General features: G+C 61.5%; 21 protein-coding genes. 9 read left to right on the top strand and 12 right to left on the bottom strand.

What is annotated here, in order from left to right; all coding sequences use genetic code 11:
* Positions 1-7: 7 nt before the first annotated feature.
* From ACJ8MK_RS03005 to ACJ8MK_RS03030, 6 genes are all read right to left on the bottom strand, one after another.
* Positions 8-562, bottom strand: coding sequence for a fimbrial protein (locus ACJ8MK_RS03005; RefSeq protein WP_033646700.1), 555 nt, complete (start codon positions 560-562; stop codon positions 8-10).
* 50 nt (positions 563-612) lie between these two features.
* Entirely contained in the window at positions 613-1,251 is a 639-nt protein-coding gene (locus ACJ8MK_RS03010) for a fimbrial protein (RefSeq protein WP_060421603.1), read from the bottom strand.
* Between the two features lie 71 nt (positions 1,252-1,322).
* Entirely contained in the window at positions 1,323-2,087 is a 765-nt protein-coding gene (locus tag ACJ8MK_RS03015) for a fimbria/pilus periplasmic chaperone (protein ID WP_101455797.1), read from the bottom strand.
* Between the two features lie 81 nt (positions 2,088-2,168).
* Entirely contained in the window at positions 2,169-4,703 is a 2,535-nt protein-coding gene (locus tag ACJ8MK_RS03020) for an outer membrane usher protein (protein WP_442517490.1), read from the bottom strand.
* A 46-nt stretch (positions 4,704-4,749) separates the two neighbouring features.
* Entirely contained in the window at positions 4,750-5,286 is a 537-nt protein-coding gene (locus ACJ8MK_RS03025) for a fimbrial protein (protein WP_033654626.1), read from the bottom strand.
* A gap of 78 nt (positions 5,287-5,364) precedes the next feature.
* Positions 5,365-5,886 carry a fimbrial protein gene (locus ACJ8MK_RS03030; RefSeq protein ID WP_025302212.1) on the bottom strand — a complete coding sequence of 174 codons (522 nt, stop codon included), beginning with the start codon at positions 5,884-5,886 and terminating at the stop codon, positions 5,365-5,367.
* 665 nt (positions 5,887-6,551) lie between these two features.
* Here ACJ8MK_RS03030 and ACJ8MK_RS03035 point away from each other — a divergent pair.
* The 3 genes from ACJ8MK_RS03035 to ACJ8MK_RS03045 all read left to right on the top strand — a co-directional run bounded on the left by ACJ8MK_RS03035 (position 6,552) and on the right by ACJ8MK_RS03045 (position 8,443).
* Positions 6,552-6,881, top strand: coding sequence for a hypothetical protein (locus ACJ8MK_RS03035; RefSeq protein WP_033646709.1), 330 nt, complete (start codon positions 6,552-6,554; stop codon positions 6,879-6,881).
* A 133-nt stretch (positions 6,882-7,014) separates the two neighbouring features.
* The gene (locus tag ACJ8MK_RS03040) at positions 7,015-7,932 is read left to right on the top strand and encodes a fimbrial protein (RefSeq protein WP_103830106.1); all 918 of its coding nucleotides are present in this window, start codon (positions 7,015-7,017) and stop codon (positions 7,930-7,932) included.
* Between the two features lie 19 nt (positions 7,933-7,951).
* The gene (locus tag ACJ8MK_RS03045; RefSeq protein WP_223181936.1) at positions 7,952-8,443 is read left to right on the top strand and encodes a fimbrial protein; all 492 of its coding nucleotides are present in this window, start codon (positions 7,952-7,954) and stop codon (positions 8,441-8,443) included.
* Between the two features lie 98 nt (positions 8,444-8,541).
* Here the strand turns inward: ACJ8MK_RS03045 and ACJ8MK_RS03050 are convergent, their stop codons facing one another.
* Positions 8,542-9,747: a serine hydrolase gene (locus tag ACJ8MK_RS03050; RefSeq protein ID WP_033637786.1), complete on the bottom strand. Its 1,206-nt coding sequence runs from the start codon at positions 9,745-9,747 to the stop codon at positions 8,542-8,544.
* A gap of 466 nt (positions 9,748-10,213) precedes the next feature.
* On the opposite strand from ACJ8MK_RS03050, the gene ACJ8MK_RS03055 reads away from it, so the two are divergent.
* Together ACJ8MK_RS03055 and ACJ8MK_RS03060 are read left to right on the top strand one after the other, a co-directional pair.
* Positions 10,214-11,581, top strand: a complete 1,368-nt coding sequence (locus tag ACJ8MK_RS03055) for a pyridoxal-phosphate dependent enzyme (protein ID WP_442517491.1) — start codon at positions 10,214-10,216, stop codon at positions 11,579-11,581.
* A gap of 12 nt (positions 11,582-11,593) precedes the next feature.
* Entirely contained in the window at positions 11,594-12,739 is a 1,146-nt protein-coding gene (locus ACJ8MK_RS03060; protein WP_033637784.1) for a trans-sulfuration enzyme family protein, read from the top strand.
* A 59-nt stretch (positions 12,740-12,798) separates the two neighbouring features.
* Here ACJ8MK_RS03060 and ACJ8MK_RS03065 read toward each other — a convergent pair whose 3' ends face one another.
* Entirely contained in the window at positions 12,799-13,821 is a 1,023-nt protein-coding gene (locus ACJ8MK_RS03065; RefSeq protein ID WP_440481318.1) for an isopenicillin N synthase family dioxygenase, read from the bottom strand.
* 288 nt (positions 13,822-14,109) lie between these two features.
* On the opposite strand from ACJ8MK_RS03065, the gene ACJ8MK_RS03070 reads away from it, so the two are divergent.
* Positions 14,110-14,766 carry an HAD family hydrolase gene (locus ACJ8MK_RS03070; RefSeq protein ID WP_033646717.1) on the top strand — a complete coding sequence of 219 codons (657 nt, stop codon included), beginning with the start codon at positions 14,110-14,112 and terminating at the stop codon, positions 14,764-14,766.
* 89 nt (positions 14,767-14,855) lie between these two features.
* Positions 14,856-15,476, top strand: a complete 621-nt coding sequence (locus ACJ8MK_RS03075; RefSeq protein ID WP_033637781.1) for a glutathione S-transferase family protein — start codon at positions 14,856-14,858, stop codon at positions 15,474-15,476.
* 13 nt (positions 15,477-15,489) lie between these two features.
* Here the strand turns inward: ACJ8MK_RS03075 and ACJ8MK_RS03080 are convergent, their stop codons facing one another.
* Entirely contained in the window at positions 15,490-16,590 is a 1,101-nt protein-coding gene (locus ACJ8MK_RS03080; RefSeq protein WP_161764254.1) for a PQQ-dependent sugar dehydrogenase, read from the bottom strand.
* A 131-nt stretch (positions 16,591-16,721) separates the two neighbouring features.
* Here ACJ8MK_RS03080 and ACJ8MK_RS03085 point away from each other — a divergent pair, with 131 nt between their 5' ends.
* Positions 16,722-17,141, top strand: coding sequence for a GNAT family N-acetyltransferase (locus ACJ8MK_RS03085; protein WP_060419837.1), 420 nt, complete (start codon positions 16,722-16,724; stop codon positions 17,139-17,141).
* Positions 17,142-17,152: 11 nt separating this feature from the next.
* Positions 17,153-18,136 carry a magnesium/cobalt transporter CorA gene (corA, locus tag ACJ8MK_RS03090; protein ID WP_033637778.1) on the top strand — a complete coding sequence of 328 codons (984 nt, stop codon included), beginning with the start codon at positions 17,153-17,155 and terminating at the stop codon, positions 18,134-18,136.
* Between the two features lie 63 nt (positions 18,137-18,199).
* Here the strand turns inward: corA and ACJ8MK_RS03095 are convergent, their stop codons facing one another.
* The 3 genes from ACJ8MK_RS03095 to speB form a co-directional block, all read right to left on the bottom strand.
* Positions 18,200-19,012: a nitrilase-related carbon-nitrogen hydrolase gene (locus ACJ8MK_RS03095; protein WP_442517492.1), complete on the bottom strand. Its 813-nt coding sequence runs from the start codon at positions 19,010-19,012 to the stop codon at positions 18,200-18,202.
* 99 nt (positions 19,013-19,111) lie between these two features.
* Positions 19,112-20,497, bottom strand: coding sequence for a sodium:solute symporter (locus ACJ8MK_RS03100; RefSeq protein ID WP_442517493.1), 1,386 nt, complete (start codon positions 20,495-20,497; stop codon positions 19,112-19,114).
* Between the two features lie 76 nt (positions 20,498-20,573).
* The gene (gene speB, locus ACJ8MK_RS03105) at positions 20,574-21,506 is read right to left on the bottom strand and encodes an agmatinase (RefSeq protein WP_103772466.1); all 933 of its coding nucleotides are present in this window, start codon (positions 21,504-21,506) and stop codon (positions 20,574-20,576) included.
* Positions 21,507-21,605: the final 99 nt, after the last annotated feature.

Consider the following 21,605-nt stretch of genomic DNA (forward strand, 5'->3'; position numbering starts at 1 on the left):
TAGACGCTTATTCGTATTCCAGCGTAAAAGTGGCCACCGCGCTGAAGGTGCCGCGGCCAATGGTCTTCGTTTGGATAGCCTCCGGCTCCCCCTGCACATAGGCCTGCAGCGTGAGCGTGGTGTTGCCGGCATTCAGGCGGAATTTATCGCTGGCGCGATTGAGCGGCAGCGCCTTGCCGCTGCTGTCCTCCAACCCGATGCCGATCCCCGAGGCCAGGCTGCCGGCATCCAGCGCCAGCAGGCCGGGCAGTTTGGCGTTCTCGGTGCCGGTAAACGTAATGGCCACCGTATTGCCCAGGCTGAGATCGCACTCGGTCAGGTGCAACGCGAAGGTTTGGCTATGGGTGCGGGTGTTCAGATACAGGTATTTGTCGACGATGGTGCCGAAATCCAGTTGGATATCCTCATCTCCCGGCTGAATGACGCACGGCTCGGCCACCAGCGTCCCGTGAAAGCGCATGTTTTCCGCCGCGTCCGCCGGCTGCGCCATCATGCCGGCCACCATGACCATGCCTGCCCCCAACAGCGCGCTCCGGCGCCGGTTCGTCTCTGTCGCGCGCATGACGCCACTCCCTTTGGTTAGGCTTGCGCCGGCTCGGCGCAAGCGGCGTATTAGTCGTAATAAAGGCGGAAATCGATCGCCGCACGGTAGGCGCCGGCGCTCAGCGTCGCCGGGGTGCGCACCGGCGTCACCGTATACGTCAGGGTGTTTTGTCCCGGCGTCAGCAAGATCGGTTTGTTACGCGCGCCGAGGCGCACCGGCAGGCCGCTGGCATCCGCCAACTGCAGCCCCAAGCCGGTGACGCCGGCGACCCTGACCAGGCTCGGCGCGTCGTCATCCGTCGGCGCGGCAAACGCCACGGACACCGCAGGCTGGCTGCCGCTCCAGGCCAGCACCCCGGTCCAGGCGTCGCGGTTGCTCGCCGGCGCCCGCAGGCAGTCTTTCAGCGTCAGCTCGAACGCCACCGGCGTGCCGCGATCGCCCGGGCGCTGAAAATGCGCCGTTCCCGTCTCCCCCAGCCACACTTCCTGACGCGCGGTGGTCATTTCCAGACTGCAGGCGCTTTCCGTCAACGCGCCGTAGACGTGGAGCGTGCCGTTCGCGCCCTCCACCTCCCAGTTGTCCACCGCGCGGGCCGGTGGCATCAGCACCAGCATCGTGCCCGCCGTCAGCGGCACCATCAGCGCGGCCAACACCGTCAGGCCGATAGTGCGTCGCTGATGACGTTCATAGGCTTTTCCCAACAGCATGGGGATCTTTCGTTGCATGATTCGTTCACTCCGCTGTGTTCACTCTGTCTTCCCTGCTGGCGCGCGGATCGTCATTTGGCGACCGGCACGACCTGGCAGGCATTGCCGGCGCAGCGGAAGTTCAACTGCGGCCGCCCACCGTAATCGTTGATGTACGCCAGCGACGGCCCGTTGCCGAGGCTCGCGGCGGAGACGTTCAGCGGGGCGCTGGCCTTCGGCGCCACCATCAACGGTTCAAAGCCCGCCGCCCCTTTCTCGCCCTTGCCGGCGCTCGCCTCAACGATCGTCACGTAATACGGGGTCGGGTTGTTCACCACGTACTTGTCGCCCTGCCGGGTCAGCGTCAGCTGCTCCTGCCACGGTGCGGCATTCTTTTTCGGGGCGAGCGCCGCCGGGCGATAAAACATTTTGATGCGCGTCTGCAGCGCTATCTGCAGCGTGTTCGGCTTATTGCTGCGCGGCGGGATCTCACGCAGGTTGAAGTAATACAGCGTCTCCCTGTCCTGCGGCAGCTGACGCGCCGCCGGCAGCGACTGGATCTTCACCTGGCTCGGTTTGCCCGGTTCCACCCGCTGCACCGGCGGCAGCACGGTGAAAGGGCTTTGGATCTTGTTGCCGCGATCGTCTTCGATCCATCCCTGCGCCAGATACGGCAACTGTTTGTTCTGGTTACTGATGTTAAGACTGACCGTTTTCAGGTCGCCGTCGAAAATCACGCGCGTGCGATCCAGCGCGATGGCCGCATGGGCGGGCAGGCTGACCGCGCCGATCGTCAACGCGGCGGCGAGCGGGCCCACAAGGAAAACGGTCTTTCTGGTCATAGTCAGATTCATCATGTCTTCACGGTTCCAGTCGGCCGGAAGCGGACGAGCCCGCCCCGGCGGTTTAGCGGCGGAGCGCACTCCGCCGGGTGTATGTCAGTTGGCGTCGGCCGCCGGCTTGTCGCCGGCAAGAGGACGGCAAGGCAGCAGCAACGTGTTCATCAACATTTCGGCCGGCAGCGGCGCCGGCAGCTGGATTTCACACTGCGCCGCGCCGTTCCAGTGCACGCTCATGCGCTCACCGGGATTGAGGCCGGACAGGTAAACGCTGCCGCCGTCATTGATGATGCCGGTCTCCTGTTTGCGGGCATTCAGCACCGTGGCGCCGAACGGCGGCTCGCTGCCGTCCGCCAGCTTGACGATCGCCATCGCCTTCTCGCCGGCAATCACCTCAAACTTGCGGTAGCCGATGGCCCCCTCGGTCAACGTGGCCTGCACCACCGAACGCGTCGCCTCGACGTTGTCGCTCAGGCTGTTGAGATCGATACTGGCCTTGTTGCGGTAGTAGCTGTTTACATCCGCCACCACCGCCTTGCCGTAACGGTTGGTCAGCACCGTACTGCCGTAGCCACGCACCGGCACACCGGCGACGTCTTCGGTATCGAGCAGCAAACGCGTGCCACCCGGCGTATTGACGCGGTGCAGCACCGCCCCTTCCGCCGCCATTGTCAGGCCGCCCTGCGCGCCGATACCGACGGCGCTGTAGCGGCCGGCCTGGTAGCTGGCGTTGGCGTTGATCTGCGCCATGTCGCCCTGATGGCTGTAATAGCCGCTGGCCGTCGCTCCGCTGCGTGCGGCGCCGGCGCTGATCTGATAGTTGTTGTGTTCATCGACCCGGTTGTAGTACCCGACCCGGTGGGCGTTCTCTTCGCGATCGAGCGTCATGTTGTAACTGAGCGTGCCCGCGCTGCCCCAGGGCAGCGACAGCGACAGATACATCCCGTCGTCGTTGCGCTCGTTGTAACGGTTGCGATAGGCCGACAGCGACACGCTGACGTTCTTGAAATCGCCGATGTCGAAGTAGCGCGACACCATCAGGTTGTAACGATCGTTCGGTGCCCGATCCCAGTAGGTTTGGTGGCTGTAGTTGAGATAAGTGCTCAGCCCCAGATCGCGGAACTGTTTGTTGAAGGTGATGGTGTACATCTCCTTGCTCTTGCCGCTGCGCCCCCCTTCGTAACGCGCATCCAGGTAGTCCCCCATGCTCATGAAGTCTTCCTGAGAGAAGCGGTAACCGGCGAAGGTGACCTGGCTGTCGTATTCATCGAAGTTCTTCGAATAGCTCAGCCGGTACGAACCGCCGGTCAACGTGCCATCCTGCGGCAGACGCGCACGCGACTGCGTGGCATCGAACGACAACGCCCCCAGCGCCATCAGATCGCGCCCGATCCCCAGCGACAGCGCGTTGTAATCGCCGCCGGCGATGCCCCCGCCGTACAGCGACCAGCCGTTGCTGATCCCCCAGGAGAACTCGCCGGTGCCGAACATCGGCCCGCGCAGATGGTGCCCCCACTCCGACGGCTTGCCCGTCGCCAGCTTGTAACGCACCGTACCCGGCCGCGTCAGATAAGGGATGTTGGCGGTGTTCATCTTGAACTCCTGCACGCTGCCGTCCTGCTCTTCGACGCGCACGTCCAGCTCGCCGGAAACCGCATCGTTGATGTCCTGAATGCGGAACGGCCCCGCCGCCACCTGCGTTTCATACAGCACGCGCCCCTGCTGGCTGACCACCACCTTGGCGTTGGTTTTCGCCACGCCGGTCACTTCCGGCGCATAGCCGCGCAGGTTGGGCGGCAACATGCTGTCGTCGGATCGCAGACTGACGCCGGTAAAGCGCAGGCTGTCGAAAATGTCGGAGTTCAGGTAATCCTCACCCATTGTCAGCCGCGAACGCAGCGCCGGGATCGCCCGGTAGGCGTAATAGCGGCTCCAGTCGAACTGTTTGTCGGTCGGCTGAGAAGAACCGGTCTGATGGTTGAGGTTGGCCTGCCAGTCGGCGCGCAGACGCCAGGCGCCCAGGTTGGCGCCGCCGGTGCCGTTGCCGCTCAGGCTGTAACTGCTGCCGCCCTTCTGATGTTTTTGCGTTTGGGCGTTGACGTTATAGTCAAACAGCAGCCCAGGAATACCATCATCCCAGCGCGAAGGCGGGTCCCAGTTTTCCGAGCTGTATTCCAGATAGGCCTGAGGAATGTTGAGATACAGCGAAGAGCTGGCAAGATCGCCGCGGGCTTCCATCCCCGCCAGGCTGGAGGCGTCAAGGCAACGGCCGCCGTGCGTCCAGTTCAGCGTGCTTAACAGTTTTTCTTTCAGCCCCAGTTGGTTGACCAACTCCGGCGAAAGACAGGCTTCGCTGCCTTTAGGATCGTTCTCGGGCGCCATAAACGTCACCGGCTGTTCCGGCAGATCGTTCTTATTGACATGCACCACCATGGTATAAACGCCCGGCATGATGTAGCCGCTGCGCGTGAATTGGCTCAGATCGATATTTTTGCGATCGTTGATGTCCAATACGTCGGTATTGAATTGAATCACGTCGGCGGCATAGACCAACGCGATTGGATTTCCCAGAGAAAGGGCAACGCAAAGCCCCAAGGCCTGAAGACGAAATAACTTCCCTGCCGGTGAAAGCATAATAAAGTCCTTTCAATAACGAATTAACCGTCAGTACGAGAAAAAATCAAAAATAATCCAGCTTAAAACGCACTGTGGAAAAATACGCTCCCACCTTCAACGGCTGGTGATTCGGCATCAACGTCATGGAATAATTCAGCACTCGGTTCCCCGGTATTATTCCCTCCATCGGCAAAGGTTTCCCTGGAATAACCGCCGTGCCGCTGCTGTCTTTTATCTCCAATGCAACGCCGCGCGCATCGCCCTGTACGCCAAACAGAGCGCCTTCCGCATAACCATCAAACGTGACCTGAAAGAATTTCCAGTCAGGCTTGTTTTCCGGCCGTTCCAAAATGCAATTGACCAATTCGATACTGAAAGGTTTGGTCATCCCCTGGCCGTCACGAATGATCTGCCCGAGAGGAATAGTGTCCATATCGATCGTCTGATCGCGGCTGCCGGCGGCAATGGCGCAGGCGGTGTCGATAATGGCGCCGTGCATGTTGACTTTGCCCCACCCCTGCGCGGCGGAAGTTGCATGGCCGGGCGCAAACGCCAACGACGCCAAAAGAACGGCACCCGCTCGATTCCTTGGTAAAAACATCGCGACATTCCTTTGACAGGGAGATTCACCAGGCATGCGGCGAACCCCATGCCTGGTTGATTAAGCCTTCGGGCTCACTTACTGATAAGCTAGGGTGAAATCGGCTACGGCAGTGAAATCGCCCGGAACGATGGCGGCGGAAGCGCCTTCGCCCTGCAGGTAGGCGGCGAAATGCAGGGTGTTGTTGCCGGTATTCAGGGTCTGCGCGGTAGTCGCTTCACCCAGTTTGATCGGCTGGCCATTGTAAGAGATGGCTACGCCGGCGCCGCTGGCGGTGCCCGCGATACCCAACAGATCCTTGTCGGTGGACGATGCGACGCCGCTGAAGGTGGTTTTAACGGTTTTCAGCGTGGTGATGTCGCACTGCTCCAGTTTGATTTCAAACGGACGCGGGTTGGATTTGCCGCCGTTTTTCAACGCCACGTTGGAAACCTGGCCCAGATCTACGGTCTGATCGATCGACTCGGGCGCAATAGAGCATGGCGCATCAATAATAGAGCCCGTGAAGGTGACCTTACCGTGTCCCTGATCGGCTGCCTGTGCAAAAGAACTTGCGCCAAATGCAATCACTGCAGCCATCATGATTTTGTTAAGTTTCATAGAACCTATATTCCTTATAAGAAAAAATGCATATTCCAATCAAGAAAAAGAGCAACAGGAAACCTGCTCGCGCTTATATGTGCGCAGCCCTGATTCTTTAGCATCTTGCTGGTTGGTTAACTGCCAAAACCCAAAGGCATCGACAATAAATACGTCGATAACGGCAAGTCTGCAGCGGCCCACCTATTAATGAATCCGTCATATAAAAATAAACGAAATCACAACAAGCAGAGGCCAATACTTTCTAATCCGTCCTTCTTGTCCGGCGATGAATATTCTGGCAAATGCCTCTCAGCAAAAAAAGGCTTTTTTTGATCAAGGCGAACATTCGCAATTTATTTCCTAATTGAAGTTAATTTACTGTTATTTTTAGCCTCATAGATCGTAAAAGATGCTTTTATAGAGCAATATCCTGTTTTTCTTTGATTCCCAAGTAATCAGATCGCAAAGTGGCGCTTTGTGAATATAATAAACCAAAATTTTAGGTTTCAGCGTGACGCCACCCCTGCCTAAGCATAGGTAAAAACGGGGCGGGCAACGCCTTTTTTTTCAATCCTGATAAATAGATAGGAATTTTCTTTGTTCGCGTTTTACCTCGTTGTTGGTAGGCAGCGAAAGTTTGTTTTTTCTTAGGAATACGGCAATCGGAATACAGAGGAAGTGCTATGGAAGCGTTATCTCCGAAACAAAAGGAAATACGGCAATTGCAGCACGATCTGCTGCAAACATTATTCGCGCAGTCGCCCCGTAAGTGCCCTATCGGCGGGTTGCCGCCACAGCAGCAATGGCTATCGACGCGGCAACTGGCCAATGCCGTCAACGTCGGTGTTTACCGGGCGCGGCGGCTATTGCTAGATCTTGTCTCCCGGAAAAAAGTGATTGTGACGGACGGCTCTATCAACAACTCATTGAGGTGGTATCCCACCGCGTTGCTGAACGGTGATAACGACGGCATCTCCAACAGCGATGCCCCTCACTCCCCTTTAACGGAATAAATATGGCCAGCCGGCCTGATTGGCAATATTTCATTGCGGAGTAACGCCGCACACTATTTATATATATTGGGATATTATCGTGAGAAAAACAGCCCTGCTATTTTTACGTTGCTGCCTGGCATTATCTTTCTTCATGCTGTTTGGCAACGCCAACGCGTTTACCTGCCGCACGTCCGATGGCGGACTGATTCCACCCGGGGGCTCGACCACGCCGGTTGACGTCCGGGTACGCATCGGGCCACAGCTTTCTTATGGCAAAAACGAAATCGTCAACGTCAGCCAGGTCACCTGTAAAAACGACGTCGCGAGCTGGTATGACTATCTCAAAACCGACAGCCCGGCGCTGTCGATGAACAGTGCGATTTTTGGCGCCATCGGCAGCGGCACCACCATCAACGGCAGCGATTACAACTCCCCGGTGCCATCAGGCATCAGCGTACTCAGCCTTACCGGCCTGCAAACCCAGTCGGTCGCCATCCGGGTCTATATCGTGTTGAACCGTTTCCCAACGCCGGACATCAAGGTGAACAAGGGCGACGTCATCGGCCAAATCAACTTTATTCAGACCAACGATCAGCCGGGTTGCCCACAGTGCGGCGTTTATCGCTGGCGCCTGATCGCCGACAACGACGCTTACTTCGTCACCACCAGTTGCACCATCAACAACGGCCAGCAGATTAACGTCGACTTCGGCCAGATCCGTCAGGACTTTCTGACCCAGAGCGCCAATGATGCCCAGATAAAACAGGACAAAGCGCTCAGCTACCAATGCGACGACCAGAGCGCGACGCAGGATATTCTGATCCGCATGGTCAGCGATGCCAGCGACTTCTCCAGCGATTTTATCAAGACCACCAATCCTAACGTCGGCGTGGCGATGATGTACAACGGCGCGGTGGTGAAGCCGAACAATGCCTTCAGAACGCGCATCGTCAACGGCCAGGGCAACGATACCGTGACCTTTGTACCGGTAAAGAACAATGTCCCTTACACCAGCATCGCCACCGGCCCGCTGTCGGGTTCGGCCACGCTGATCTTCAGCGCACCTTGAGACGGGAGCCAGAATGAACATGACGAGTAAAACGCGCTGCGCTCTGCTGTGGGCACTGAGCCTGATTAGCGCCGCGGCTCAGGCCGCCGACCAGGGTACCAAGGTCAACATCACCGCCACCGTGGTGGCGCCTCCGCCTTGCGTGATCAACGACGGGCGCACCATCGATATCGACTTCGGCAAGGTCGGCATCAAGCGCATCGATGGCAATCGCTATATGCAACGCATCGATTACAGCATCAAATGCGAGTTTCTGGATAACAGCCGCCAGCTGAAAATGAAGATCATGGGCAGCGCGGCGGCCTTCGACGGCAGCGTGTTAACCAGCAGCGTCAATGGATTGGGCATCAAACTGTTGGCCAACGGTAAGGCCTTCGCCATCAATACGCCGCTGAACATCGACTACGCCAATCCGCCGACGCTTGATGCGGTGCCGGTGAAAAACAGCGCCGTCACCCTGGCGGAAGGCGATTTCACCAGCGGCGCCACCATGCTGGTGGACTACTTTTAATCACCGCCCCAAAAAATCGCGAAAAAAAAGCCGCAACCTCGCAGTTGCGGCCTGGTCGAGGATCGTGCGCCCGGGGCGCGCTCCTCACATCAGGGTATTCAGCCGAAGATCCCGCCGAACCACTGGCTCAGCTTCATCATCACCATATCCCAGATGCGGCTGAAGAAGTTGCCCTCTTTCACCTCTTGCATCACCACCAGCGGGTGCTGTTCGATGGTCTTGCCGTCCAGCTGGAAATCGATGGTGCCGACCACCTGGTTTTTCGCCAACGGCGCTTCCAGCGTCGGTTGGGTCAGCTTGTAGCTGGCCTTCAGATTTTTCATCTGCCCTTTCGGAATGGTGACCGAGGCGTCTTTCGCCACGCCGAGCGGCACTTCGCTGACGTCGCCGAACCACACTTTCTGGGTGACGAACGGCTTATCGGCCTTGATCGGCGTCGCGGTTTCATAGAAGCGGAAGCCCCAGGTCAGCAGCTTTTCGCTTTCGCTAAAGCGCACGCGATCGCTCGGCGCGCCCAGCACCACCGAGATCAGGCGCATCGGGCCGTCGGTGGCCGATGCCACCAGGTTGTGGCCGGCGCCGCTGGTGTAACCGGTCTTGATGCCGTCGACGTTCAGGTTGCTGCTCCACAGCAGGCGGTTGCGGTTAACCTGGCGGATCTTGTTAAAGGTGAATTCTTTCTCTTTATGCAGCGCGTATTCGTCCGGCACGTCGCGGATCAGCGCCTGGCTCAGCAGCGCCATGTCGCGCGCGGTGCTGTACTGCCCTTCCGCATCCAGGCCGTGCACCGTCAGGAAGTGGGTGTTCTGCAGCCCCAGAGATTTGGCGTAATTGTTCATCAGGCCGACGAACGAATCCTGGCTGCCCGCCACGTAATCCGCCAGCGCGATGCTGGCGTCGTTGCCCGACTGGATCACGATGCCTTTATTCAGCTCCAGCACCGGCACCTGATCGCCCGGCTTGATGAACATCAGCGAAGAACCGCGCAGCGCCGGGTTGCCGGGTGCCCAGGCATCTTTGCCGACGGTGACCATGTCTTCCGGCTTGATCTTGCCGGCCTTGATCGCCTGCCCAATCACGTAGCTGGACATGATCTTGGTCAGGCTGGCGGGATCGAGGCGGGTGTCGGCATTGCCTTCGGTCAACACCTTGCCGCTGTTGTAATCCATCAGAATGAAGGCCTTGGCGTCTACCTGCGGCGGCGCCGGCGGCTCGGCCGCATGCACGGCCGGGGCGGCCAGCAACAGGATGCCTACGCTGAAGGTCAGTTTTTTCAGGGAAGTGGATAAGTTTTTTTTCATCATGACGTCGCCAGAGTGTCCATTCAAATCATTGAAATAGCGTTAACTTTCAAACATGTTCACGTTTTAAGCCAACCAGCGAGAGTGGCCCGGTGCGCGCGTGCCGGCCGCAACCCCCTGCGGCGCCCGTAGCGGGTAACGCAGCGCACCGAAAATGCCCTTGCTGTGAGTTTATGTGATTTATCTTATTTTTGCAGGGTTTAGCGTGAATTTTCAGCATTTTTACATAACTGTACGCAGCCCCCCGCTTATCGTTCAAAAAAGCATCGCGACGCGCATTTTTGCACCCACCCACGGCTACACGGCCAAGCATCTGCACCGCTAAACATCTGCGCATCCATACGTCTAAAAAAGATTAATATATTCCATAATGGCATATATAACCGTTATTTGTTCTTTTTAAAGCGCTTATTCTCAGCGCTATCATCCACATAACGACTTTTATACCGAATAATCCTGGAGATGAGTCATGGCGATCCCCCATTCCGTCATCGAGATGATTGGCAATACCCCGATGCTGGAACTGACCCGGTTCGATACCGGCCCGTGCCGGCTGTTCGTCAAGCTGGAGAATCAAAACCCCGGCGGTTCGATCAAAGACCGCGTGGCGCTGTCGATGATCGAACAGGCCGAGCGCGACGGCAAGCTGCAGCCGGGCGGCACCATCATCGAAGCCACCGCCGGCAATACCGGCCTGGGGCTGGCGCTGGTGGCGGCGCTGAAAGGCTATAAGCTGCTGCTGGTGGTGCCGGACAAGATGAGCCGCGAGAAGATCTTCCACCTGCGCGCGCTGGGCGTGGAAGTGCTGCTGACCCGCTCGGACGTCGGCAAGGGGCATCCGGCTTACTATCAGGATTACGCCAAACACCTGGCCGGGGAGATCCCCGGCGCCTTTTATATCGATCAGTTCAACAACCCGGCCAATCCGGCGGCCCATACCACCACCACCGCGCCCGAACTGTGGCGGCAGATGGAGCATGACGTGGACGCTATCGTGGTTGGCGTCGGCTCCGGCGGCACGCTGGGCGGGTTGAGCCGCTATTTCGCCGAGGTTTCGCCGCAGACGGAATTTGTGCTGGCCGACCCTGCTGGCTCGATCCTGGCGGACTACCTCGACAGCGGCCACATCGGCGAAGCGGGCAGTTGGCTGGTGGAAGGCATCGGCGAAGACTTCGTCCCGCCGCTCAGCGACTTTGACCAGGTCCGCCACGCTTACCGCATCGGCGACGCCGAAGCCTTCACCACCGCGCGCGATCTGCTGCGCAAGGAAGGCGTGCTGGCGGGATCGTCCACCGGCACCCTGCTGGCCGCCGCGCTGCGTTACTGCCGCGCACAGACCGAAGCCAAGCGGGTGGTGACCTTCGTCTGCGACAGCGGCAACAAATACCTGTCTAAAATGTATAACGACCACTGGATGCTGGAACAGGGCCTGCTGAGCAAGCCGCAGCATGGCGATCTGCGCGATCTGATCGCCTACCGCCACGACGAAGGTGCCGCCGTCTCCGCCGCGCCGGACGACACGCTGGCGATCGTGCACGCCCGCATGCGGCTGTACGACATCTCGCAGCTGCCGGTGCTGGAAGGCGATCGGGTGGTCGGCCTGATCGATGAGTGGGATCTGCTGAACGCCGTCCAGGCCGACGCCGCCCACTTCAGCCTGCCGGCCGGCAGCGCGATGACCAAGCAGGTCCATACGCTGCAAAAGGAAGCCGGCTACGACGAATTGCAGGCCACCTTCAACCATGGCCACGTCGCGGTGGTGCTCGACGGCGAGCGCTTCCTCGGCCTGATTACCCGCACAGACGTGCTTAACGCCTGGCGCCAAAAATTACGTTAATAAGGATCCATTATGGCCAAGTTTGATACGTTGACCGTTCACGCCGGTTACACCCCGGACGCCACCGGCGCCGTGATGCCGGCAATTTACGCCACCTCCACCTACGCCCAACCGGCGCCGGGCGAGCATACCGGCTACGAATACTCCCGCAGCGCCAACCCTACGCGCACCGCGCTGGAAAGCGCCATCGCCGAACTGGAGGGCGGCAGCCGCGGCTACGCCTTCGCCTCCGGCCTGGCGGCCTGCTCCACGGTGCTGGAGCTGCTCGATAAGGACAGCCACCTGATCGCAGTAGACGATCTGTACGGCGGCACCTATCGCCTGCTGGAAAAAGTGCGCAGCCGCACCGCCGGCCTGCGCGTCACCTACGTGTCGCCGGCGGATCTCGCCGGGCTGGAGCAGGCGATCGAGCCGGACACCAAAATGATCTGGGTAGAGACCCCGACCAACCCGCTGCTGAAGCTGGCGGATCTGAGCGCCATTGCCGCGATCGCCAAAAAGCATGGGCTCATCAGCGTGGCGGACAATACCTTCGCCTCGCCGTATCTGCAGCGCCCGCTGGATCTGGGCTTTGACGTGGTGGTGCACTCCGCCACCAAATACCTCAACGGCCACTCCGACGTGGTGGCCGGCGTCGCGGCGGTGGGGGATAACCCGGCGCTGGCGGAACAGCTCGGTTTCCTGCAAAACGCGGTCGGCGGCATTCTCGATCCGTTCAGCAGCTTCCTGACGCTGCGCGGCATTCGCACCCTGGCACTGCGCATGCAGCGCCACAGCGACAGCGCGCTGCGCATCGCCCAGTGGCTGGAGAGCCAGCCGCAGGTGGAAAACGTCTACTATCCCGGCCTGCCTAGCCATCCGCAGCACGCGCTGGCGGCGCGCCAGATGACGCGCTTCGGCGGCATGATCTCGGTGCGGCTGAAAGGCGACGACGCCTATGCGCGCCGGGTCATCAAGCGCTCGCGCCTGTTCACCCTGGCGGAAAGCCTGGGCGGCGTGGAAAGCCTGATCAGCCAGCCGTTCAGCATGACGCACGCCTCCATTCCGCTGGAACAGCGCCTGGCAACCGGCATCACGCCGCAGCTGGTGCGCCTGTCGGTGGGGATTGAGGATGTGGAAGATCTGATCGCCGATCTGCAGCAGGCGCTGGCGGAATAATCGCCTGCATCAAGCGCCATCAGCCCGGCCGGCGCGCCGGGCTTTTTTGTGCCCGCTATTCAGACGCCGATGACGTCCCGATAAAAGCGCTGCGCCACATCGGGGTGGGAACGGATGCGGCCTTTCAGGTAGTTATACCCCACGTCGCGCAGCAGCGGGTTGAGCGGATCGCTGGCCGGGCCGCGCGCCTGCGCCGCCAGCGGCGGCGGCAGTTGATACAGCGGCACCACCGCGTCCAAGCGCGCGCCGAGGAAAAAAGCGATCGACAGCCTGTCGCGCCCCGCCGGCGGCGTTTCCACCCGGTGCACAGTGGCGCGCAGATAGCCGTTGGTCGCCAGTTCCAGCAGCTCGCCGATGTTCACCACGAAGGTGTCTTCACGCGGCTGGGCGTCAAGCCACCGCCCTTCGCTCACCTCCACCTGCAACCCTTTTTGCTCGTCCTGCAGCAGGAAGCTGAGAAAACCGGAATCCTTGTGCGCGCCGACGCCCTGTGCGCTGGCGGTAGCGTCCCGCCCCGGATAGCGAATCAGTTTGATGTGCTCGTTGGGCTTATCGCCATACAAGCGATCGAAAGCCTGCTCCGGCAACGACAGCGCCAAAGCGAAAGCGCGCAACAGCCGCAGCGACATGGCGGTCATCGCCTGTTGCCACTGCAGCAGCAGCGGTTTCAGCGTCGGCAGCGCCGCCGGCCACTGGTTTGGCCCCTGCAGACGCGCCCAGCGCGGGGTGTCGTCAGATAGCGTCAGCGCCGGGCGTTCGGCACCGATATCGAACTGCTCGCGCCAGTCCGGCTGGCCGCGCGTGAGCTCTGCCGCCGCCCGGTTGTAACCGCGAAAGTGCGGCGAATGCACCATCTGCACCGCCAGCTTGTCGGCTTCCGGCAGCGCGAAAAATTGCCGCGCGCCCTGCTGCAGCCGCGCATTCAGCGCACTGTCCACGCCGTGCCCGCGCAGATAGAAAAAGCCGACGTCGCGGGCCGCCGCGCGCAGATCGTCAAGAAAGGCGCGCCGCTGGCGCGCATCGCCGTCAAGCAGCGAAAGATCCAGCAACGGCAGCGTCTTCAGCGTCGTCAGATGCGTCATCATGCGGTTCCTCTTCTTCCCCAATCACGATCGGGCTGCCATACAGGCGAATAATCAACATTTTCACTCCCTACCGGGTAGCTGCATTTGTTCCATAGTTATCACCGCGCTCGCCGGGGTGGCCAATATTGTTGCATTCTAAGTTATGCAAACGTTCAACAAACTGTCGCAAAACCGTCATCAATGTTTCTTATGCTCTGCGCAATTTCGCCGACGCCGCTGGCTGGCGACGGGCGCTATCCGCTATCCTGTAAACGACCTCATACCCTGCCTGCCGGAGAAATACTGATGGATTTAGCCTTATTCGACCTGGATGAAACCCTGATTGACGATGACAGCGCCAGCCTGTGGATCCGCTGGCTGGTCGGCCAGGGCTTCGCGCCGGCGGAGCTGGAGCTGCAGGAGCAGCAGCTGATGCAGCTTTATTATCAGGGCAAGCTGTCGATGGAGGACTACATGCAGGCCACGCTGGCGCCGCTGGCCGGCCTGAGCGTGCAAACCGTGGCCGGCTGGGTACAGCGTTACATCCGGCGCGATATCCTGCCGCGCGTCTATCCCGCCGCCCGTGAACGCCTGCAGTGGCACCGCGAGCGCGGCGACTGCATTCTGGTGATTTCCGCCACCGGCGAGCATCTGGTGGCGCCGATCGCCGAACAGCTCGGCGCCGACGATGCGCTGGCGATCGGCGTGGAAATCAGCGACGGCCGCTTCACCGGCAACACCTACGGCACCATGACCTATCAACAGGGCAAGGTGATCCGCCTGCAACGCTGGCTGGCGCAGCATCCGCACCTGAAATTCGAACACAGCCACGGCTACAGCGACTCCCTCAACGATAAAGCGATGCTGCAATTCGTCGACAGCGCCACGGTGATCAACCCCGACAGCGAACTGAGCGCGCTGGCGGCGGAGCACGGCTGGGAAGTGTGCCGCTGGGAACGCTGAGCGGCAGGCAAAAAGTGCCCTGCGGTGTGACAAATAGCGTTTTGTGGCGTAGGTATAGAGGGTCCTTAATCCACTAACGGAGTTGCGCAATGCTGACCATTTGGGGCCGTGAGAATTCGAACAACGTCAGGAAGGTGCTGTGGTGCGCCGCCGAACTGGGGCTGAGCTATACCCACATCAACGCCGGCGGCGCGTTCGGCAAGGTGAACGAAGAGAGTTACCGCGCGCTGAACCCGAACGGCCTGGTGCCGCTGCTGCAGGACGATGACTTCGTGCTGTGGGAATCCAACACCATCGTGCGCTATCTGGCGGCGAAATTCGGCGACGCGACGTTCTATCCGCAAGATCTGCAGGCGCGCGCCGCCGCCGAGAAGTGGATGGACTGGACCACCTCAACCATCGTCCCGGCCTTCACCATCGTCTTTTGGGGCCTGATCCGCACCGCGCCGGAATTGCGCGACATGGCGAAAATCGAAGCGGCGATCGCCACGCTGGAAAAGCACTTCGACGTCATCGAACAGACGCTGGCGCGCCAGCCTTACCTCTCCGGCGACGCGTTCGGCTTCGGCGATATCCCGCTCGGCAGCTTCGCCTACGCCTGGTTCGAAATGCCGATCGCCCGCCGCCCGCGGCCGAACATGGAGCGCTGGTATCAACAGCTGCGCGCCCGCCCGGCCTATCAGCGCGGCGTGATGAGCGAACTCACCTGATCGCTGCGGGGCGTTACGACGCCCCGACCTTCAGCAGCTTGCCGTCCCGCTCGTCCGTCAGCAGATACAGATAACCATCCGGCCCGCTGCGCACCTCGCGAATGCGCTCGCCGCGATCGCCCAGCAGCCGCTCTTCCGCCACCACCTTGTCGCCTTCCAACGTCAGGCGAATCAGTTCCTTTTGCGCCAGCGCGCCGATGAACAGCGAGTGCCGCCAGGCGGGGAAGCGCTGCCCGTCATAAAACGCCATGCCGCTGAGGCCGGGCGATACCCGCCAATAGTGCAGCGGCTGTTCGGTGCCAGGCACCCGTTCCCCTTTGGCCTCGGGGATCGGCTGGCCGGAATAGTTGATGCCGTAGGTGGCCAGCGGCCAGCCGTAGTTTTTACCCGGCAGCGGGAGGTTGAGCTCATCGCCGCCGCGCGGGCCGTGCTCGTGTTCCCAAATCGCGCCGCTCCACGGGTTCAGCGCCAGCCCTTGCGGATTGCGGTGGCCGTAGGACCAAACCTCCGGCCGTTTGCCGGCCTGGCCGACCCAGGGGTTGTCCGACGGCACCGCGCCTTCGGCGGTCAGTCGCACCAGCTTGCCCTGCAGCTTGTCGGTCTCCTGCGCCGTCGGCCGCTGGTTGTTTTCGCCCAGCGCGATAAACAGGTAGCCCTGCCTGTCGAACGCCAGCTTGCCGCCGAAGTGATTGCCGACCGACAGCTTGGGCAGCTGGCGGAAGATCACCTTGAAGTTTTCCAGCCGCGCGCCGTCTTCGCTCAAACGGCCGTAGCCGACCGCCGTGCCGGCTTTGCCGCCCTCGCCTGGTTCGGCGAAGCTGAGGTACACCCGGCGGCTGGCGGCGAAGTCGGGGGCCGGCAACACCTCCAGCAGGCCGCCCTGCCCCTCGGCGTAAACCTGCGGCACGCCGGCGATCGGCGGCGACAGGCCTTTGCCCTGCTGCCACAGCCGCAGCCGGCCGGGCCGCTCGGTGATAAGCAAGCCTTGTTCCGCCGGCAAAAAGGCCAGCGACCACGGGTGTTCCAGGCCGTCCTGCAGTTGGCTGACCGTCGGCGCGGCGTGCAGCAGGCCGCTGCACAGCAGCAAACCGGCCAGCAAAGTCAATCGGGGCATGGCATCCTCCTGGGGGTGAAATGACCCGTTTAGTGTAGCCCACTCAGCGGGCGCGGTCGTTTGCATTACATTTCAACAGGTTGCCTTTTAGCCGCAGTGTGCTTAAGTTAACCCATCACCCAGGAGGAATCATGGACATTACCGTTACCGACGCGATTGACGAAGACACCCTCGATGCGATCAGGCAAGGCCTGCGCGCTTACAACCTGCCGCATATCGATGCCCGTCACCGCAAGCCGCTCAGCGTCTATGCGCGAGACGAGGCCGGCACGGTGATCGGCGGGCTGACCGCCGAAACCTGGGGCAACTGGCTGAGCGTCGAATGGCTGTGGGTGGCGGATTCCCAGCGCGGCAGCGGCCTCGGCGGCCGGTTGATGCGCGCCGCCGAACGCGAGGCGCAGGCGCGCGGCTGCCGCTACGCTCGCCTGGATACCTTCAGCTTCCAGGCGCGGCCGTTCTACGAAAAGCTCGGCTATCAGCTGCAAATGACGCTGAAAGAGTATCCGGTGGAACATGAGTGTTATTTTCTTACCAAAACCCTGACTGATTAATGGATGGACGGATGGACAGCAAAAGCATGGTGGTGAACTGTGTGGCGTACAAAGCCGGCCAACGGCTGGGCGAAGTGACTATCGACGATATCAGCGAGGTGGTCAAACAGCCGGATACCTTCATCTGGCTGGGGCTGCGGCAGCCGGAGCCGGCGTTTATGCGCAAGGTGCAGGAAGAGTTCGGCCTGCACGATCTGGCGATCGAAGACGCGCTGTGCGCGCACCAGCGGCCGAAGCTGGAAACCTATGGCGACTCGCTGTTCATCGTGGTGAAAACCGCGCAGTGGGGCGAGAACGACGAAATCGAATACGGCGAAACCCATTTCTTCGTCGGCAAAAATTTTCTGGTGACGGTGCGCCACGGCGCCTCGCCCAGCTACGCGCCGATCCGCGCCAAGGCGGAGGAGAACCGCAAGCAGATGTGCCGCGGGCCGGGCTTCGCCCTCTATTCGGTGTTGGACTTCGTGGTGGACAACTACCGCAGCGTGGTGACGCGCTTCGAGAGCACCATCGAGAATATCGAAGCCAACATGTTTCAGTCGGAGTTCGATCAGGCGGCGATCGAGAACGTCTATACCCTGCGCCGCCACCTGTTGGCGCTGCGCAACGCCGCGTTGCCGATGGATGAAATCTGCAACCAGCTGATCCGCCTGCACGAAGAGGTGATCCCGAAAGAGCTGCGCGCCTATGTGCGTGATGTGCAGGATCACGCGCATCAGGTGGTCAGCAATATCGACGACATGCGCGAAATGCTGACCAACGCCATGCACGTCAACCTGGCGCTGGTGACGGTCAAACAGAACGAAGTGGTGAAACGCCTGGCGGGCTGGGGGGCGATTTTGGCCATCCCGACGGTGATCTTCAGCCTGTACGGCATGAACTTCGCCGACATGCCGGAGCTGAAGTTCCCGTGGGCCTATCACGCCACGCTGGGGGTGACCGCCGTCGGCTGCATTTTCCTGTATCAGAAGCTGAAGAAATCGGGCTGGCTGTAAGCGCCAAAACAACGGGTTTTCCCGCCGGCAAAAACCCTCTGCGGGGCAGCCCGCCCCGCCGCTTCAATACAGCATCGGCCGCCGATCGCGATGCACGTGATTGTGGCGGCCGATGTGCTTGTCATCGGCCGAGCCGATATCCATCGATGCCAGCACCATGCCTTCGCCTGCCAGGCTCTGCGTCAATGGATAGCCGTCGGCGTCGACGATCACCGAGCCGCCGATCCACGCAACGCCGCGCTCCGTTTCGCAACGATCGCACACTGCGATGAACAGCCGATTGACGGCGGCGTTGGCTTGCGCCTTCACCATCTCCGCCGGCCGTTCGCCCTGCGGGCGCGGCGCCAGCGGCCAGTTGACCGGCGCGCACAACAGCTGAGCGCCGGCCAGCGCCGGCAGCCGTACCCACTCAGGGAATTCGAGATCGTAACAGATCATCATCGCCAATCGGCCGAAGCGGGTCTCGATGACCGGCGGCGGCCGATCGCCGGCGGTAAAGATGGTGCTCTCTTCATGCCACAGGTGCGCTTTGCGATAAATCGCCCTCACCCCCTGCGCATCGATCAATGCCGCGCTGTTGGCCACCTCGCCATCGGGCAGGCGCTCGCAGAAACCGGCGACGATCGCCACATCCAACTCGCGCGCCAGTGCTCCCCACAGGCTGAGGCTAGGCCCGTCTTCAGCCTCGGCCAACGCCCGCGCCTCCGCCTTATCGCGCAGCACGTAGCCGCTGTTCACCAACTCCGGCAGCACGATGACGTTGGCACCGCGCTGCGCCGCCCGGCGGATAGCCTGGGCGGACAGCGCCCGATTATGTTCCGCTTCCCCGACCCGCAACGCTAACTGGCAGCATGCGACGCTGATTATTTCCTTCACTCCCAATCTCCTTACGACCGCCGTTAAACCCATTCGGGAGCCGTGCGCCCCGCCCTCCAGTAAAGCAGCAAAGGCGCCGCGATAAAAGCTCAGTACGTTTCAGCGCTCGGTTTGGGTCTGCAGCTGCGCTGCCGGGCGGCTCAACAGGCTGCCCAGCACGAAGGCGACGCCGCCGCCCAGCAGGCCGCCGTAGATTGGGCTGTTGGCGTCGATGCCGTGCCAGACCATCAGCCCCACCACGCACAGGCTGCCGGTCAGCATGCTGGCGATGGCGCCGGCGCTGGTGGCGCGCGGCCAGAAGATCGCCCCCACCAGCGGGATCAGCATGCCGCCCACCAACAGGTTGTAAGCCAGGGTCAGCGCCGCCAGCACGTCGCGCACCACGAATGCCAGCCCCAGCATGACCGCGCCCATGAGGAGCGTGGTGAAGCGCCCGGCGGCCAACCCGCCGGAAGGTTTGCGCCGGATGGCCGGCAATACGTCCTCCAGCGCGATGGTGGAAGAGGCCAGCAGGCAGGCGCTGGCGGTGGACATCAGCGCCGCCAACGCCGCGGCGGCCACCAGCCCGCTGACGCCGACCGGCAACACCGCCTGCGCGATAGCGGCGAAGGCGCCGTCGGTGTTGCTGAGCGCCGGCAGCACGATCTTGCCGGCCATGCCGATCAGCGCGCCGGTTACGCCGTACAGCACGCAGTAGACGCCCGCCCCCAGCCCGGCGAAGCGCGCCACGTTGGCGCTGCGGGCGGTAAACACCCGCTGCCAGATGTCCTGGCCGATCAGAATGCCGAAGAAGTAGATCAGGAAAAATACCAGAATGGTGTCCAGCCCGATCGACGACAGCTGGTAATAACCGGCGGGCAGCAGGCTGGTGAACGCCTCCCAACCGCCGGCCTTGACGATGCTCATCGGCATCAGCACCAGCATCATGCCGACGGTCATGATGATGAACTGAATGATGTCGGTCAGCGTCAGCGACCACATGCCCCCCAGCGTCGAATACAGCACCACCAGCCCGCCGCCGAGCAGGATAGACGCGCTGAACGACAGGCCGAACATCACCTGCATCACGCTGCCGATGGCGATGATCGAAGTCACCGCCACCATCAGATCATACGCCAGCATGATCGCGCCGCTGGTAACCCGCGCCGCCGGATGATAGCGCCGCGACAACACCTGGCTGACGGTATACAGCTTCAGCTTGAGCAGCGGCTTGGCCAGCACCAGGCTCAACACCACGATGCCCAGCCCCAGCGCGCCGCACAGCCAGACGCCGGAGATGCCGTAGGTGTAGCCGAGCTTGACGCTGCCGATGGTCGACGCGCCGCCGAGCACCACCGCCGACAGCGTGCCCAGATACAGCCCCGGCCCCAGGTTGCGCCCGGCGACCAGATACGCCTCTTTGGAATTGGCGCGGCGAATGCCCATCCACCCCACCGCGCCTATCACCAGAAAGTAAAACACCACGACCAGCAGATCGAGATTCATGGGTACCTCCACTCCGTTGTTATTGTTATCAGGGGCCCCGACGCAACCGCTCCGCCGGTAGGGTCAGTGCGCCGCCTCAGCGGGCCGGCAGCACGCACAACATTTCAAACAGCAGGTTGGCCGCCAGCAGCGCCGTGTTGCCGGAGCGATCGTAAGGCGGCGACACTTCCACCACATCGCCGCCCACCAGGTTCAGCCCGTGGCAGCCGCGCACGATCTCCAGCCCCTGCCAGACCGACAGCCCGCCGACCTCCGGCGTGCCGGTGCCCGGCGCGAAGGCCGGATCCAGCCCGTCGATATCGAAGCTGAGGTAAACCGGCGCATCGCCCATCTGTTCGCGGATCTCCGCCATCAGCGGCGTCAGCGATCGGTGCCAGCAGGCCTCGGCCGGCACCACGTGAAAGCCCTGACGGCGCGACCAGTCGAAATCGTCCGCCGCATAGCCGCTGCCGCGCAGGCCGATCTGCACCACTTTTTCCGGCGCCAGCAACCCTTCCTCGAACGCGCGGCGGAAGGTGGTGCCGTGCGCCAGCTGTTCACCGAACATCTCCTCGTTGGTGTCGGAATGCGCATCGACGTGGATCAGCCCGACCGGGCCATGTCGACGGGCGACGGCGCGCAGCACCGGCAGCGTCAGCGTGTGGTCGCCGCCGAGCGTCAACGGCATGCAGCCGTGCGCCAGGATCTCGTGGTAAGCCGCCTCGATGCGCTGCACGCTGTCCGCCAGGCTGTAAGGGTTGATGGCGACATCCCCCAGATCGGCCACCTGCAGCCGTTCGAACGGGGCGGAGCCGGTGCCCATGTTGTAGGGGCGGATCATCACCGATTCCTGGCGGATCTGGCGCGGGCCATAGCGGGTGCCGCTGCGGTTGGAGGTGCCGATATCCAGCGGAATGCCGACAAAGGCGGCATCCAGACCGCGCGCCTGTTCGGCGGCGGGCAGGCGCATCATGGTGGGGATACCGGCAAAGCGCGGCATATCGTTACCGCTTTGGGGTTGGTTCAGCATGGCGTTTCCTTGTCTTGATCTGCGATGAATTGAAACATTTGAGCAACATTCGCAGACTACCCCGCTGGCCACCCCGGCTACCATTCCCGCTTTTGCATG

The organism is Serratia sp. CY38905, from assembly GCF_052168875.1.
Lineage (GTDB): Bacteria > Pseudomonadota > Gammaproteobacteria > Enterobacterales > Enterobacteriaceae > Serratia > Serratia sarumanii.